This is a genomic window from Paenibacillus sp. FSL M7-1414, assembly GCF_038003195.1.
Lineage (GTDB): Bacteria > Bacillota > Bacilli > Paenibacillales > Paenibacillaceae > Paenibacillus > Paenibacillus amylolyticus.
Window position 1 is genome coordinate 82,661 of the sequence record NZ_JBBOOS010000001.1, and the last position, 15,525, is coordinate 98,185.

Here is a 15,525-nt window from a genome sequence, read left to right on the forward strand (position 1 = left end):
AAGTTCCTCTTTAGGTTTACATAGACGCTAAAAATAAAGTTTGTCAGAAGGCCCTTGCTCACAGCACACCATAAGGGTAACACCGCGTCTTGAAATTGTTAGATTAACCTGTTCGTATTTTTGTTAAAAGAGGTGCCCTTCATGAAGTTCAGGCTTCACTTTGCCAAATTCTTATCTCCTCCGTTAATTCTGGTCGGTGGTTTTCTGCTTATCATTGCGATTGGAACGGTGCTTCTCATGTTGCCAATCTCCAACCAAAGCGGTATGCATTTGGCGTTTATTGACGCGCTCTTTACATCAACCTCTGCCGCATGTGTAACTGGACTTGTCGTTGTGGATGTAGGGACAACGTTTAATTTGTTTGGTCAGTTCGTCATTATGGTATTAATGCAGCTAGGTGGACTCGGATTCATGACCATGGCTACTCTCTTTGCCCTTGTATTGGGCAAGCGAATCTCACTCAAGGACAGGTTATTACTTAAAGAAGCCATTAATGCAGACAGTATGGAAGGGATAGTACGCATTATTCGCAAGGTGTTGATTTTTTCCTTTACCATTGAAGGGGTGGCGGCTGTCATACTAGCGCTGCGCTGGGCAACGGAGATGCCATTGGGTCAGGCTGTTTACTATGGAATATTTCATTCTGTTTCATTGTTTAATAACGGCGGATTCGACCTGTTTGGTAACAGCTTCCAATACTACACTGGAGATTGGATATTCAATGTGACCGCTTCTGTGCTCGTTGTCTCTGGTGGACTGGGTTTTGTTGTATTGAATGACCTGTTTGAGTATCGCAAACGCCGCCGTTTGTCTCTTCAGTCCAAACTGGTGCTGTCTGTATCCGGAGCGCTGATCGGTATAGGAGCGATTGTGTTGTTTGTTTTCGAATTCACCAATGGACATACACTGGCTTCACTCACATGGAGCGAGAAGATCTATGCATCCTTCTTCCAGTCTGTCTCTACACGTTCGTCGGGAACGAGCACAATCGATATCACGGAGATGAGGCAGGCTACCCAATTCTTCTTCATTCTGCTGATGTTTATCGGGGCTTCCCCAGGATCGACCGGGGGCGGAATCAAGACGACTACATTCCTGATCATGATTGGTGCAGTGTATGCCATGATTCGGGGAAATAAGGATATTGTGTTTTTCCGCCAGCGTGTTCCGAAAGAACTGCTGATGAGGGCGTTGACCATTATTATGGTTTCTCTGATCATATTCATGATCGTGGTGATGCTTCTGCTTACGACAGAGGATGCGCCATTCCTTTCACTGATGTTTGAAGCTGCGTCCGCAATCGGTACCGTGGGTCTTTCTGTGGGAGTGACTGATGAGTTGACCAATTGGGGGAAAATTATTATTACCTTTACCATGTTTGTAGGTCGGATTGGGCCATTAACCATCGCGTATGCCCTTCGTCCGCGCAAAGAGAAGAAACTGTATCGTCATCCGGAGGGCCGGATCATTATCGGATAAAAAGAAAAACCGTCAGACATTCAGAACTAACTCCTGTTATCGTAACGGGCCTTAGTCACAACGAATGTGCTGCGGTTTTTTTGGTTTAACGACACAAGGAAGCAAGATGCAAAGTGAGAACATCGTCCATGAGCTTGGCATTCATCTGATCCGGTCTAAGCACGGTATGTATGCCTAAGCCATCCACCAGTGCATACAATCTCTCGATCTCCAGTTCTTTGTCCAGATCGGGTCTGGAGAGGTCGTGCTTTATCAGGTAGGTGATAACAGAGCCTACAGCTTGTCTGAGTTCATCATATACGGTATTAGCAAGTTCTTTGAGAGTAGGATCGGTTTTCGATCTGGCTGTAAATGCGTACCACACCTCCATTTCGGCCAGTTTTTCTTCCGTGTTTGGTAAGAATTCGAGCAATAAGCATTTCATATTGTCCATGGGAGAGCCAGTAAAGGACATTTTTTGGACTCGATGAGACACCCGTTCAGATACCAAATTCATGGCATATCGTAGTAGTTCCGACTGTGTAGAAAAGTAGTGACGCATCGAACCAACCGAAACTCCAGCTTCTTCAGCAATATTCCGAACAGAGGCCTGTTCCATGCCATCTCTTCGTATAATACGCCAAGCTGCCTCGGCCACGAGCACGCGCTGTTTATCGTGATCAACAATTTTAGGCATAGGCATATTATATCACTGTTGATTATTATAGTACACACGTGCTAAATTATATTTAATACATTTGTATCAAAAAAGGAGAGGCTGAAATGATTGGTTATTTCATTATAGGTTGTGAGATTGCCTTTTGGGTGTTTGTGTTCGCAGGTCTGAGTGTCAGGTATCTCCTTGGCATGAAGCGAATAGGCATCGGTTTGTTAATGGCGACGCCGGTTATCGATCTGTTATTGCTGGTAGCTACAGTTATGGATCTACAGCGAGGAGCTACAGCAAGTATGATTCATGGTATAGCTGCGGTGTATATAGGAGTAAGCATTGCCTATGGTCACCAGATGATCGCTTGGGCGGATCGATATTTCCTATATTGGTTCAAAGGTGGAGAAAACCCTCGTAGTAACAAGTTATATGGTAGAGAACATGCGAGTCGTGAGCGTAGTGGATGGTTTAGACATCTATTGGCTTGGGCTATAGGAAGTGCTTTTTTATTGGCCATGATATGGTGGATTGGAGATGCTGAACGTACAGCTGTCTTCAATAATCTGATCAGAGTGTGGGGAATGATACTCGGTATCGATTTTCTGATAAGTTTTAGTTACAGTTTATGGCCAAGAAAGGTTCCTGCTAGGAATGTTAAACGTTAAAGTAAAAATGGACGTGTGTATGAACTTGCTAAGTTGGGAGAATACCCATATGTACGTCCGTATTAGGTCAAACCGATTGTTAATATAGTTTTAAAAAAAGACTTGCATTCAATATCTGTACATGGTATATTCTAATTCCGGCCAAGAAAACACGGTTTACACGGTGCGGCAAGCAAATGAAATAAGCTTCGAAAGAAACTTAAAAAAAGAGCTTGCAAAGTTGGTTCGGATGTGATAAGATATAAAAGTTGCTGAAGAGAACGACATTCGGTAACAAAAATAAGTTTGATCTTTGAAAACTGAACAACGAGTGAGTAAACATTCTGCTTGCAGAATGAACGCGAAAGTTTGAGACAAGCCTTGGCTTGAATCGGCTGGAGCACAAATGAGATTTTTAATCTCGTCAGATTCAAAATGAGCTTATCGCTCTTTTCAATACTTTATTGGAGAGTTTGATCCTGGCTCAGGACGAACGCTGGCGGCATGCCTAATACATGCAAGTCGAGCGGACTTGAAGAGAAGCTTGCTTCTCGGATGGTTAGCGGCGGACGGGTGAGTAACACGTAGGCAACCTGCCCTCAAGTTTGGGACAACTACCGGAAACGGTAGCTAATACCGAATAATTGTTTTCTTCGCCTGAAGGAAACTGGAAAGACGGAGCAATCTGTCACTTGGGGATGGGCCTGCGGCGCATTAGCTAGTTGGTGAGGTAACGGCTCACCAAGGCGACGATGCGTAGCCGACCTGAGAGGGTGATCGGCCACACTGGGACTGAGACACGGCCCAGACTCCTACGGGAGGCAGCAGTAGGGAATCTTCCGCAATGGGCGAAAGCCTGACGGAGCAATGCCGCGTGAGTGATGAAGGTTTTCGGATCGTAAAGCTCTGTTGCCAGGGAAGAACGCTTGGGAGAGTAACTGCTCTCAAGGTGACGGTACCTGAGAAGAAAGCCCCGGCTAACTACGTGCCAGCAGCCGCGGTAATACGTAGGGGGCAAGCGTTGTCCGGAATTATTGGGCGTAAAGCGCGCGCAGGCGGTCATTTAAGTCTGGTGTTTAATCCCGGGGCTCAACCCCGGATCGCACTGGAAACTGGGTGACTTGAGTGCAGAAGAGGAGAGTGGAATTCCACGTGTAGCGGTGAAATGCGTAGATATGTGGAGGAACACCAGTGGCGAAGGCGACTCTCTGGGCTGTAACTGACGCTGAGGCGCGAAAGCGTGGGGAGCAAACAGGATTAGATACCCTGGTAGTCCACGCCGTAAACGATGAGTGCTAGGTGTTAGGGGTTTCGATACCCTTGGTGCCGAAGTTAACACATTAAGCACTCCGCCTGGGGAGTACGGTCGCAAGACTGAAACTCAAAGGAATTGACGGGGACCCGCACAAGCAGTGGAGTATGTGGTTTAATTCGAAGCAACGCGAAGAACCTTACCAGGTCTTGACATCCCTCTGATCGATGCAGAGATGTATCTTTCCTTCGGGACAGAGGAGACAGGTGGTGCATGGTTGTCGTCAGCTCGTGTCGTGAGATGTTGGGTTAAGTCCCGCAACGAGCGCAACCCTTATATTTAGTTGCCAGCACTTCGGGTGGGCACTCTAGATAGACTGCCGGTGACAAACCGGAGGAAGGTGGGGATGACGTCAAATCATCATGCCCCTTATGACCTGGGCTACACACGTACTACAATGGCCGGTACAACGGGCTGCGAAATCGCGAGATGGAGCCAATCCCAACAAAGCCGGTCTCAGTTCGGATTGCAGGCTGCAACTCGCCTGCATGAAGTCGGAATTGCTAGTAATCGCGGATCAGCATGCCGCGGTGAATACGTTCCCGGGTCTTGTACACACCGCCCGTCACACCACGAGAGTTTATAACACCCGAAGTCGGTGGGGTAACCGCAAGGAGCCAGCCGCCGAAGGTGGGATAGATGATTGGGGTGAAGTCGTAACAAGGTAGCCGTATCGGAAGGTGCGGCTGGATCACCTCCTTTCTATGGAGAATCGTTTCCTGCAACGGAAACATTCAAATACGCAGCTTAGCTGCAAAACACTCACTCGTTGTTCGGTTTTGAGAGCTCAAACTCTCAAAACAGCTTGCTTTTGCATGGAGCTTGTTCTTTGAAAACTAGATATCGAAACGAAACAAACGCGAATTAGAACATTCCTTTTTAGCTGAACTTGTGTTAAACAAGTTTCAATAAAAACGGTAGATTGCACGTACGATGGTATCGAATGGGAGCGACTTTTGGCTTTGCGCAAGCAAACCAAGGGAAGCGAGCAGTCGAAACCGGAGCACGAGGTTAAGCTACTAAGAGCACACGGAGGATGCCTAGGCGCTAGGAGCCGATGAAGGACGTGGCGAACAACGAAACTGCCTCGGGGAGCTGTAAGCAAGCTTTGATCCGGGGGTGTCCGAATGGGGAAACCCAGCTGGGGTAATTTCCAGTTACTCATAACTGAATACATAGGTTGTGTAGAGGCATACCAGGGGAACTGAAACATCTAAGTACCCTGAGGAAGAGAAAACAATAGTGATTCCGTCAGTAGCGGCGAGCGAACGCGGAGAAGCCCAAACCAGAGAGCTTGCTCTTTGGGGTTGTGGGACGTCTCACATGGAGTTACAAAGGAACCGGTTAAGCGAAGAGGTCTGGAAAGGCCCGCCAAAGAAGGTAAAAGCCCTGTAGTTGAAAGTCTGTTCCCTCCGAGACGGATCCCGAGTAGTGCGGGGCACGTGAAACCCCGTATGAATCCGGCAGGACCATCTGCCAAGGCTAAATACTTCCTAGCGACCGATAGTGAAGCAGTACCGTGAGGGAAAGGTGAAAAGCACCCCGGAAGGGGAGTGAAATAGAACCTGAAACCGTGTGCTTACAAAAAGTCAGAGCCCGTTTTAGGGGTGATGGCGTGCCTTTTGTAGAATGAACCGGCGAGTTACGTTCCCGTGCAAGGTTAAGGTGAAGAGCCGGAGCCGCAGCGAAAGCGAGTCTGAATAGGGCGATTGAGTACGTGGACGTAGACCCGAAACCGGGTGATCTACCCCTGTCCAGGGTGAAGGTGCGGTAACACGCACTGGAGGCCCGAACCCACGCATGTTGAAAAATGCGGGGATGAGGTGGGGGTAGCGGAGAAATTCCAATCGAACTCGGAGATAGCTGGTTCTCCCCGAAATAGCTTTAGGGCTAGCCTCGGAAACTAGAGTCGTGGAGGTAGAGCACTGATTGGGTGCGGGGCCCGCAAGGGTTACCAAGCTCAGTCAAACTCCGAATGCCATAGACTTACTTCCGGGAGTCAGACAGTGAGTGCTAAGATCCATTGTCAAAAGGGAAACAGCCCAGACCATCAGCTAAGGTCCCCAAGTGTGTGTTAAGTGGGAAAGGATGTGGAGTTGCACAGACAACCAGGATGTTGGCTTAGAAGCAGCCATCATTTAAAGAGTGCGTAATAGCTCACTGGTCGAGTGACTCTGCGCCGAAAATGTAACGGGGCTAAACACACCACCGAAGCTATGGCTTGATGCTTTGCATCAGGGGTAGGGGAGCGTTGTATAAGGGTTGAAGGTGTACCGTAAGGAGCGCTGGACATTATACAAGTGAGAATGCCGGTATGAGTAACGAAAAGATCAGTGAGAATCTGATCCGCCGAAAGCCTAAGGGTTCCTGAGGAAGGCTCGTCCGCTCAGGGTAAGTCGGGACCTAAGGCGAGGCCGAAAGGCGTAGTCGAAGGACAACAGGTCGAAATTCCTGTACCACCGTAAGCCGTTATGAGCAATGGGGGGACGCAGTAGGGTAGTGACGCGGACTGATGGATGTCCGTCTAAGCAGTAAGGCTGATGTGTAGGCAAATCCGCACATTGTAAGGCTGAGCTGTGATGGGGAGCGAAAATTATAGTAGCGAAGGTCATGATCTCACACTGCCAAGAAAAGCCTCTAGCCAGGTGATGGTGCCCGTACCGCAAACCGACACAGGTAGGCGAGAAGAGTATTCTAAGGCGCGCGGAAGAACTCTCGTTAAGGAACTCGGCAAAATGACCCCGTAACTTCGGGAGAAGGGGTGCCCCGGTAGTGTGAATAGCACGAGGGGGCCGCAGTGAAAAGGCCCAAGCGACTGTTTAGCAAAAACACAGGTCTGTGCGAAGCCGTAAGGCGAAGTATACGGGCTGACGCCTGCCCGGTGCTGGAAGGTTAAGGGGAGTGGTTAGGGAGCAATCCCGAAGCTGTGAACCGAAGCCCCAGTAAACGGCGGCCGTAACTATAACGGTCCTAAGGTAGCGAAATTCCTTGTCAGGTAAATTCTGACCCGCACGAATGGCGTAACGACTTGGGCGCTGTCTCAACGAGAGATCCGGTGAAATTTTAATACCTGTGAAGATGCAGGTTACCCGCGACAAGACGGAAAGACCCCATGGAGCTTTACTGCAGCTTGATATTGAATTTGGGTACGATCTGTACAGGATAGGTGGGAGCCTTTGAAACGTGAGCGCCAGCTTGCGTGGAGGCAACGTTGGGATACCACCCTGATCGTATCTAGGTTCTAACCTGGTACCGTAATCCGGTGCGGGGACAGTGTCAGGTGGGCAGTTTGACTGGGGCGGTCGCCTCCTAAAGAGTAACGGAGGCGCCCAAAGGTTCCCTCAGAATGGTTGGAAATCATTCGAAGAGTGCAAAGGCATAAGGGAGCTTGACTGCGAGACCTACAAGTCGAGCAGGGACGAAAGTCGGGCTTAGTGATCCGGTGGTACCGCATGGAAGGGCCATCGCTCAACGGATAAAAGCTACCCTGGGGATAACAGGCTTATCTCCCCCAAGAGTCCACATCGACGGGGAGGTTTGGCACCTCGATGTCGGCTCATCGCATCCTGGGGCTGAAGTAGGTCCCAAGGGTTGGGCTGTTCGCCCATTAAAGCGGTACGCGAGCTGGGTTCAGAACGTCGTGAGACAGTTCGGTCCCTATCTGTCGTGGGCGTAGGAAATTTGAGAGGAGCTGTCCTTAGTACGAGAGGACCGGGATGGACGTACCGCTGGTGTACCAGTTGTTCCGCCAGGAGCACCGCTGGGTAGCTATGTACGGACGGGATAAACGCTGAAAGCATCTAAGCGTGAAGCCCCCCTCAAGATGAGATTTCCCAGTATGTAAGACCCCTTGAAGACGACGAGGTAGATAGGCTGGGGGTGGAAGTGCAGCAATGCATGGAGCTGACCAGTACTAATCGGTCGAGGGCTTATCCAATAGCAAGTGATAATTCGCATGTTTCGTTTCGAATCTAGTTTTCAGAGAACGATCTCTGAATGTAAGCTATGCTATGCGTTTGGTGGCGATGGCGGAGGGGTTCCACACGTACCCATCCCGAACACGACCGTTAAGCCCTCTAGCGCCGATGGTACTTGGACCGCAGGGTCCTGGGAGAGTAGGACGCCGCCAAGCAAAGAACCACTGCCGATGTTATTCGGTGGTGGTTTTTATTATATATTTTTATTATGCAGTATGGGATTAAAATACAGATTGAATTTGTTAATTTATCAGCACAATAGGATGTATACATGTAACGTTATTCGATACGAATTGACGTTTTTTTGCGTAATAACTAAACTTGTCCGCTCTGGAAAAACAGTTGTGTTCATCAGGCAATACACCTGATATAACCAAGTACTTTTCCTTGACAGTCTAAATATCGCTTTGCTAAGATGGCAATAATAAATTTTTCAGAAAACGTATTTTCGGCGTAAAATACAGCCTGGAATCTTCGGGTTTTGGACCGTAAAGCTGAGCAAACATAAGGAGGAACACTTGCGTGTGGGAAGATAAATTTGGTAAGGAAGGCCTCACCTTTGATGATGTATTGCTAGTGCCACGGAAATCCGAGACACTGCCTAAAGAAGTAGATGTATCTATTCGTTTGAGTGATACTGTAAAGCTAAATATTCCTTTGATCAGTGCGGGTATGGATACAGTAACTGAAGCGACATTGGCTATTGCCATTGCACGTGAAGGCGGTATCGGTATTATTCATAAAAATATGTCGGTTGAACAACAGGCAGAAGAAGTAGATCGTGTTAAGCGTTCGGAGAGTGGTGTTATTACAAACCCGTTCTCACTGACGGCAGATCATCTGGTATCTGATGCAGAAGCAGTAATGGCGAAATATCGGATCTCCGGTGTACCTATTATTGAAGGAGATCAGAAGCTGGTTGGTATTTTGACTAACCGCGATCTGCGTTTTATCCATGATTACGGCATCAAAATTAGCGAAGTCATGACTCGTGAGAATCTGGTTACCGCTCCTGTAGGCACTACACTTCAAGAAGCTGAGGGTATCCTTCAGAAGCACAAGATTGAGAAACTTCCATTAGTTGATGAGACAAACACGTTGAAAGGTCTTATCACGATTAAAGATATTGAGAAAGCCATTCAATTCCCTCATGCAGCCAAAGACGCTCAAGGACGTTTGTTGGTTGGTGCAGCGATTGGTATTTCCAAAGATACATTTGAACGTGCTGATGCTTTGGTACAAGCTGGTGTCGACCTGATTACGGTAGACTCGGCTCACGGACACCACATCAATATCATTGAAGCTGTACGTCAGCTTCGTGAACGTTTCCCTAGCCTGACCATCGTTGCAGGTAACGTCGCTACTGGCGCTGCCACTCGTGACCTGATCGAAGCAGGGGCTTCGGTAGTCAAAGTGGGTATTGGTCCAGGTTCGATTTGTACAACACGTGTTATCGCTGGTATTGGTGTACCTCAAGTAACTGCAGTGTACGATTGTGCAACAGTGGCACGCGAATATGGAGTTCCGATTATCGCGGATGGTGGAATTAAATATTCTGGTGAAATTACAAAGGCACTGGCTGCAGGCGCACACGCGGTGATGCTGGGAAGTTTGTTTGCCGGCACAGCAGAAAGCCCGGGAGAAACTGAAATCTTCCAAGGACGTAGCTACAAAGTATACCGCGGTATGGGTTCAATGGCTGCAATGAAACAAGGTAGTAAAGATCGTTACTTCCAAGATGATGACAAAAAACTGGTTCCGGAAGGAATCGAAGGTCGTGTCGCTTACAAAGGACCATTGTCTGATACGATCCACCAACTGATTGGTGGTCTGCGTTCGGGTATGGGATACTGTGGTACAAGTAACTTGGAGCAACTCCGTAACGATACAGGCTTTATCCGAATTACAGGTGCGGGACTGCGCGAAAGTCATCCCCATGATGTACAGATTACCAAAGAAGCACCTAACTACTCGTTGTAATCCGAAGAGAGTTAATCATTTCCAGGACAGGCTCGGTGATTTTCACCGGGTCTGTCTTTTTTTGCAGATACCCCTGTGATAGAATAGAACAAGCGGTGACGATCCATGGATGGATTAAGGCGTTGCGGCGGCTATTTGACGTGAATCTATGAATATGGTTTTGAAAAGCAAATGCAGTGCCAGATAAGGCTGCCAGTTAAACAGAAGCGCGGACGTCCTTTTACATAAGCATTTGCAAAATGCGGACTAAGTGACAATCGATAACGAACTTTAGGAGCAATAATATTGCTCGTTCGATACAGCGCATATAGCACACATCTCATACATCAAACACGCAGGTTAGGGAACAAGAAAATCGCAGCATAAGCTGCACTGAAGCAATTAACAATGCTTTGGATCGAAGGGAGTATTCATCATTGAAAGCCAAACACATGAATAAAAAGAAACGCCAAATGCTCAAAAAGAGCGTAGCCTCGGTAATGCTAATTAACATGCTTTGCATGTCTGCAGTAATGCCGGTCATGGCTGCTGTGGACAACTCCAGTCAGGTTCTGACTGCTGCGGCAACAACAACAAAGACGGAAAAAGCCGTAAAGGTGCCTGGGGTAGACTCACTTGGGCTTGAGGTTAGATCAGCGGTGCTAATGGAAGCCTCAACGGGACAGATTCTACTAAATGTTGATGCGGATAAAGCGATGCCACCTGCAAGTATGACCAAAATGATGACAGAGTACATTGTCGCCGAACAAGTCAAACAAGGTAAATTCGGTTGGGACGATATTGTAACTGTTAAAAAGAATGCTGCACAAAGTATCGGGTCGCGAATTTTCCTCGCGGAAGGTGACCAGCACACAGTTAAGGATCTCTATATTGCTATGGCTGTTGGCTCTGCCAATGATGCTACGGTTGCTTTGGCTGAACATGTTGCCGGTTCGGAAGAAGCTTTCGTGAAAATGATGAATGATGAAGCGAAGCGTATGGGCATGAAGGATACGTTCTTCATCAACTCTTCCGGTCTCGATCGAGCAGATATGCCTGCTGATTTCCGCCCAGCTGAAGACAAGGAAACGGTGATGTCCGCTCTGGATGCTGCAATTCTATGCCGATACATCATTATGGATCACCCAGACTACAAAGAATTCACAACGATTCAATCCTACAAGTTCCGTCCCAATGATAAAGCTCCAATTATCAATTACAACTGGATGCTGGAAGCGAATAAAAATATAACCAATTTCAAAAGCTATGCCTATGAAGGTCTGGATGGAATGAAAACAGGCCATACCACGAACGCAGGTAATAACTTTACAGGTACAGCAGAACGTAACGGTATGCGTCTAATTAGTGTTGTTATGGGCACAGATTCGGAATCCGCACGTTTCAGAGAAACTAAAAAGGTATTGGACTATGGATTTAACAACTTTGAAGTGAAACAGGCTGTTGCAGGCAAGACCAAAGTGACGGGCTGGGAAGCGGTACCTTTGAAAAAAGGGAAAGAAACAACCGTTCCTGTTGTAACAGATAATGCGGTAAGTTTCGTTGTTCCCAAAGGTACTCAGAACCTGAATGTGACGTTCAAAGCCAACGTAACTGAGGCTGACAAGTTGGTAGCACCACTCAAGGCAGGTACGAAGGTTGGTACGGTAACGTACACGTATAAAGCAGATGGAATTGAGCCACAGGAAAAAACAGTGAACTTGATCACTGCTGAAGAGGCTGAAAAAGGCGGATGGTTCCGTTTGTTCTTCCGTGCTGTGAAGGATTTCTTTGTGGATCTTTTTGACGGAATCAAAAACCTGTTCTAAGCCTTAGCGAACTTCATGGAGAGAGTATGATCATGATTTTAATGTTTACATGGTCATATCATTGACAAAATACAAGTTATTCCGACCGGATGGATTGTATATTTACAATTTTTCCGGTAAAATATCAAGTTAGAATTCACGTATGATGAAGTGAAAAAGTACAATGTTCGTTTACCGTATGCAAGATCGTGGCTGGTAAGAGAAGGGGAATGAGCGTATGAAGATCGGCGTTTTAGCACTTCAAGGAGCTGTCACAGAGCATATTCGAAGTATTGAACGTGCTGGAGCAGAAGGTATAGCTATCAAACAGGTTCAGCAATTGGAGGATTTGGATGGTCTTATCCTTCCTGGCGGGGAAAGCACGACGATTGGTAAACTGATGCGCAAGTATGGGTTTATGGATGCCATTCGGGCGTTTGCTGCTGAGGGCAAACCGGTATTTGGTACCTGTGCTGGCTTGATCGTTATGGCTAAACACATTGCAGGGCAAGAAGAAGCTCATTTGGAGCTAATGGATATGACAGTATCCCGAAATGCATTTGGACGGCAGAGAGAGAGTTTTGAGACGGATTTGCCAGTCAAAGGCATTGAGGAGACGGTAAGGGCTGTATTTATACGGGCGCCCTTGATCGAGAGTGTCGGAGACCAGGTGGAGGTACTCTCCACATACAAGGATGAGATTGTTACGGCTCGTCAGGGACATTTGCTGGCTTGCTCCTACCATCCGGAATTGACGGATGACTATCGTCTGCATACTTATTTTGTAGACATGGCCAGATCCTACAAACACACGGTAGACTCTAAATAATGCATGATGTACAACCTATGATCTCCCGGTCATCGGATCACTTCCCCAGAAGCCGTGTAAGGCCGCTGGATGGCAGTTGCATCTGAACGGATGCCTGATGTTGCCTGTATCTGCTTCATAGCGGGAATCGCAGCGGAGGGTGACAAGGGGGATATAGGTTTTTTTTGGGTTACAGGTTCCGATAAGTATATAGTAAGGTGTATACAGTAGAGTTATGAGAATGGATTTTAACATAAGGCTTCACGTTGTGAGGTTATTTAGGAGGGGTATATCGTGCTTGATGTGAAAATATTGCGGAATGAGTATGCACGTGTAGAAGAAGCATTGACTAAACGTGGCAAATCGCTGGATCTTATCGCTGGATTTACCGAGATGGATGCCAAGCGTCGGGAATTGCTTCAAGAGAGTGAAACACTGAAGAGCCGTCGGAATACGGTTTCTGCGGAAGTTGCTAGACTGAAGAAGAATCGTGAGAATGCTGATGATCTGATTGTGGAGATGCGCGAAGTGTCTGATCGAATCAAAGCCATGGACGAGGAAGTTCGGGAACTGGAAGTGAAGATCAATGATCTCACAATGGCGATTCCTAATATTCCTAACGAAAGTGTACCTATTGGAGCTTCTGAAGACGACAATGTTGAGATTCGTCGTTGGGAAGAGCCGAAGTCATTTACTTTTGCACCAAAAGCACACTGGGAAATTGCGCAGGATCTCGATATTCTTGATTTTGAAGCGGCTGCCAAAGTAACAGGTTCCCGTTTTACCTTTTATAAAGGTCTGGGCGCACGTCTGGAACGTGCATTGATTAACTTCATGATGGATCTGCACAGCGATCAACATGGATATGAAGAGATTCTGCCTCCATACATTGTTAATCGGGACAGCTTGTTTGGAACAGGTCAACTGCCTAAGTTCGAAGAAGACCTGTTCAAGTTGAAAGATACCGAATATTATCTGATCCCTACTGCTGAAGTTCCGGTAACGAACTATCATCGCGAAGAGATTCTGAATGTAGATCAATTGCCTAAGCACTTTGTGGCATACAGCTCTTGTTTCCGCTCTGAAGCCGGTTCGGCTGGACGGGATACACGCGGTTTGATTCGTCAGCATCAATTCAACAAAGTAGAGCTGCTCAAGCTCTCTACTCCGGAGACTTCGTATGAAGAGCTGGAGCAAATGACTCAAAATGCAGAGCGTGTGCTTCAATTGTTGGGCTTGCCGTATCGCGTCCTGACTTTGTGCACGGCAGATATGGGCTTCACTTCAGCTAAAACGTATGATATTGAAGTGTGGTTGCCTGAGAGCGACACTTATCGTGAGATTTCTTCGTGCTCCAACTGTGAGGACTTCCAGGCACGTCGTGCCAATATCCGTTTCCGCAGAGAGCCAAAAGCCAAACCGGAATTTGTTCATACATTGAACGGGTCAGGATTGGCTGTTGGACGGACGGTAGCCGCTATCCTGGAGAACTATCAACAGGAAGATGGTACGGTTGTCATTCCTGAAGCATTGCGTCCTTATATGGGCGGTGCAAGTGTGATCGCACGTCGCTCTTAAGTTAGAGTTAGCTAACCATCCTCATCAAGGGGAATACTAATTCAATCCGTCATTTTGGAATGGCGGATTGGAGTGTTTTGTATAACTGAGGCAGTTGTCTGATACGGGATTATCAATTTTAATATAAAAAGGTTGCATTATAATGTCGAGATGTGGTATGATACTTTTCGTGGCAAGTTTATAAAAGTTAATTCCCTGGAGAGGTACCGAAGCGGTCATAACGGGGCGGTCTTGAAAACCGTTAGGGGGCAACTCCACGTGGGTTCGAATCCCACCCTCTCCGCCATACTACACTTATAACAAGGATTCGAGCGATCTCGCTCGAGTCCTTTTTTGCGTTGTGAGTTTGTCCAGCGTAGTGAGCATACAGGTTGGTGACCGATGTATACGTTGCTCAGTACAACGTTATATTTTGAATAAGGCTAATATGTATAAAAACATCTTCATCGCCGCACTTTATAGGAGTGGAGGTGGTAAGATGAACCGCGAGTTAAACATCGATCAGACAGAGCTTGTAGGGGCTTGGCAAGAACGTTTGCCTCAAGTCCTGAATGTTGGAGACCAGGCTCAGGTAATGGCCGATGAAGCCGATCAGCAGGCGATTCGGATACACATTGCTACAGCAGGGCACGAGATGTACTCTTTTGATTTCAAATGTGCATATGTCGATTCCCGTGAAGTCAGCGTACAGCTGATTGATGTGGAACGGGATGGACGAACGACGGATGAGCGTACAGAACCGATTCAGGAACTGGCTCACGATTATACACGGCACATTCATGAATGCGCCCAGTCGTTACAATCCCAGACGAGATAATAGCCTGAAATCTGAAGGAGTGAACTCAATTGACTAAAGCCAAAGCGGGAGTAGACAAAAACCTGCAAAATGTAGTCGATGATCTGGAGCAGCCTGCCGTAAACAGTCATCATGCCCAGCAAATTCAGCAAGATATTAATGATCGCCGTCATCAGGATGCACTGAATCATGACAAAACGGAAGATAGGGACCCATCCCATTCCTAACAATGATGAGGGGGCAATAATATGAGCAAATCAAAAACAATTCCCGTACCGGAAGCGCAAGCATCCGAACAGCATCGTCATTCATCCAAACGCTCTTCCATGCAGGAACCATTATCCGGTTCCAAAAAAGTAAAAAATCAAAATCATGTGGATCATTTGAACCCCCAAGGTTAATAGAAGAAACAGAATCACGCAAAAGTCCCTTGTTACCTAACAGGGGGCTTTTGCGTATTCATACATATATAAAGACAGGCACATGGTTATTCCCAAAGCTGACATAGGTCTTTGTAG

General features: G+C 47.2%; 10 protein-coding genes, 1 tRNA gene and 3 rRNA genes. 13 read left to right on the top strand and 1 reads right to left on the bottom strand.

The window, feature by feature from the left end:
• The first annotated feature begins 141 nt into the window (after positions 1-141).
• Positions 142-1,479 (top strand): TrkH family potassium uptake protein, encoded by a 1,338-nt coding sequence (locus MHH92_RS00395; protein WP_076320270.1) that lies wholly within the window; start codon positions 142-144, stop codon positions 1,477-1,479.
• A gap of 85 nt (positions 1,480-1,564) precedes the next feature.
• Here MHH92_RS00395 and MHH92_RS00400 read toward each other — a convergent pair whose 3' ends face one another.
• The gene (locus tag MHH92_RS00400) at positions 1,565-2,155 is read right to left on the bottom strand and encodes a TetR/AcrR family transcriptional regulator (RefSeq protein ID WP_340901551.1); all 591 of its coding nucleotides are present in this window, start codon (positions 2,153-2,155) and stop codon (positions 1,565-1,567) included.
• Between the two features lie 86 nt (positions 2,156-2,241).
• On the opposite strand from MHH92_RS00400, the gene MHH92_RS00405 reads away from it, so the two are divergent.
• The 12 genes from MHH92_RS00405 to MHH92_RS00460 all read left to right on the top strand — a co-directional run bounded on the left by MHH92_RS00405 (position 2,242) and on the right by MHH92_RS00460 (position 15,408).
• Complete coding sequence (locus MHH92_RS00405; RefSeq protein ID WP_036606096.1) at positions 2,242-2,793, top strand: hypothetical protein; 552 nt, start codon at positions 2,242-2,244, stop codon at positions 2,791-2,793.
• A gap of 440 nt (positions 2,794-3,233) precedes the next feature.
• A 16S ribosomal RNA gene (locus MHH92_RS00410) occupies positions 3,234-4,786 on the top strand.
• 307 nt (positions 4,787-5,093) lie between these two features.
• Positions 5,094-8,021, top strand: a 23S ribosomal RNA gene (locus MHH92_RS00415).
• 78 nt (positions 8,022-8,099) lie between these two features.
• A 5S ribosomal RNA gene (rrf, locus tag MHH92_RS00420) occupies positions 8,100-8,216 on the top strand.
• The 16S, 23S and 5S rRNA genes sit together here, the layout of an rRNA operon.
• A 367-nt stretch (positions 8,217-8,583) precedes the next feature.
• Positions 8,584-10,041, top strand: a complete 1,458-nt coding sequence (gene guaB, locus MHH92_RS00425) for an IMP dehydrogenase (RefSeq protein WP_017691330.1) — start codon at positions 8,584-8,586, stop codon at positions 10,039-10,041.
• A 416-nt stretch (positions 10,042-10,457) separates the two neighbouring features.
• Complete coding sequence (locus MHH92_RS00430) at positions 10,458-11,846, top strand: D-alanyl-D-alanine carboxypeptidase family protein (RefSeq protein WP_340901552.1); 1,389 nt, start codon at positions 10,458-10,460, stop codon at positions 11,844-11,846.
• 217 nt (positions 11,847-12,063) lie between these two features.
• On the top strand, positions 12,064-12,654 hold the full coding sequence (gene pdxT, locus MHH92_RS00435; protein ID WP_036671585.1) for a pyridoxal 5'-phosphate synthase glutaminase subunit PdxT: 591 nt from the start codon (positions 12,064-12,066) through the stop codon (positions 12,652-12,654).
• 273 nt (positions 12,655-12,927) lie between these two features.
• Positions 12,928-14,211 (top strand): serine--tRNA ligase, encoded by a 1,284-nt coding sequence (gene serS, locus MHH92_RS00440; RefSeq protein WP_076254817.1) that lies wholly within the window; start codon positions 12,928-12,930, stop codon positions 14,209-14,211.
• Positions 14,212-14,408: 197 nt separating this feature from the next.
• A tRNA-Ser gene (locus MHH92_RS00445) sits at positions 14,409-14,497 on the top strand.
• Positions 14,498-14,689: 192 nt separating this feature from the next.
• Complete coding sequence (locus tag MHH92_RS00450; RefSeq protein ID WP_036607297.1) at positions 14,690-15,028, top strand: hypothetical protein; 339 nt, start codon at positions 14,690-14,692, stop codon at positions 15,026-15,028.
• Positions 15,029-15,057: 29 nt separating this feature from the next.
• Positions 15,058-15,234: a hypothetical protein gene (locus MHH92_RS00455; protein ID WP_017691325.1), complete on the top strand. Its 177-nt coding sequence runs from the start codon at positions 15,058-15,060 to the stop codon at positions 15,232-15,234.
• Between the two features lie 21 nt (positions 15,235-15,255).
• Positions 15,256-15,408: a small acid-soluble spore protein P gene (locus MHH92_RS00460; protein WP_340901553.1), complete on the top strand. Its 153-nt coding sequence runs from the start codon at positions 15,256-15,258 to the stop codon at positions 15,406-15,408.
• Positions 15,409-15,525: the final 117 nt, after the last annotated feature.

Excerpts from the sequence above, each read along its gene's own strand:
- MHH92_RS00395 (WP_076320270.1), top strand. The coding sequence starts at position 142 with ATGAAGTTCAGGCTTCACTTTGCCAAATTCTTATCTCCTCCGTTAATT.
- MHH92_RS00400 (WP_340901551.1), bottom strand. The coding sequence starts at position 2,155 with ATGCCTAAAATTGTTGATCACGATAAACAGCGCGTGCTCGTGGCCGAG.
- MHH92_RS00405 (WP_036606096.1), top strand. The coding sequence starts at position 2,242 with ATGATTGGTTATTTCATTATAGGTTGTGAGATTGCCTTTTGGGTGTTT.
- pdxT (WP_036671585.1), top strand. The coding sequence starts at position 12,064 with ATGAAGATCGGCGTTTTAGCACTTCAAGGAGCTGTCACAGAGCATATT.
- MHH92_RS00450 (WP_036607297.1), top strand. The coding sequence starts at position 14,690 with ATGAACCGCGAGTTAAACATCGATCAGACAGAGCTTGTAGGGGCTTGG.
- MHH92_RS00460 (WP_340901553.1), top strand. The coding sequence starts at position 15,256 with ATGAGCAAATCAAAAACAATTCCCGTACCGGAAGCGCAAGCATCCGAA.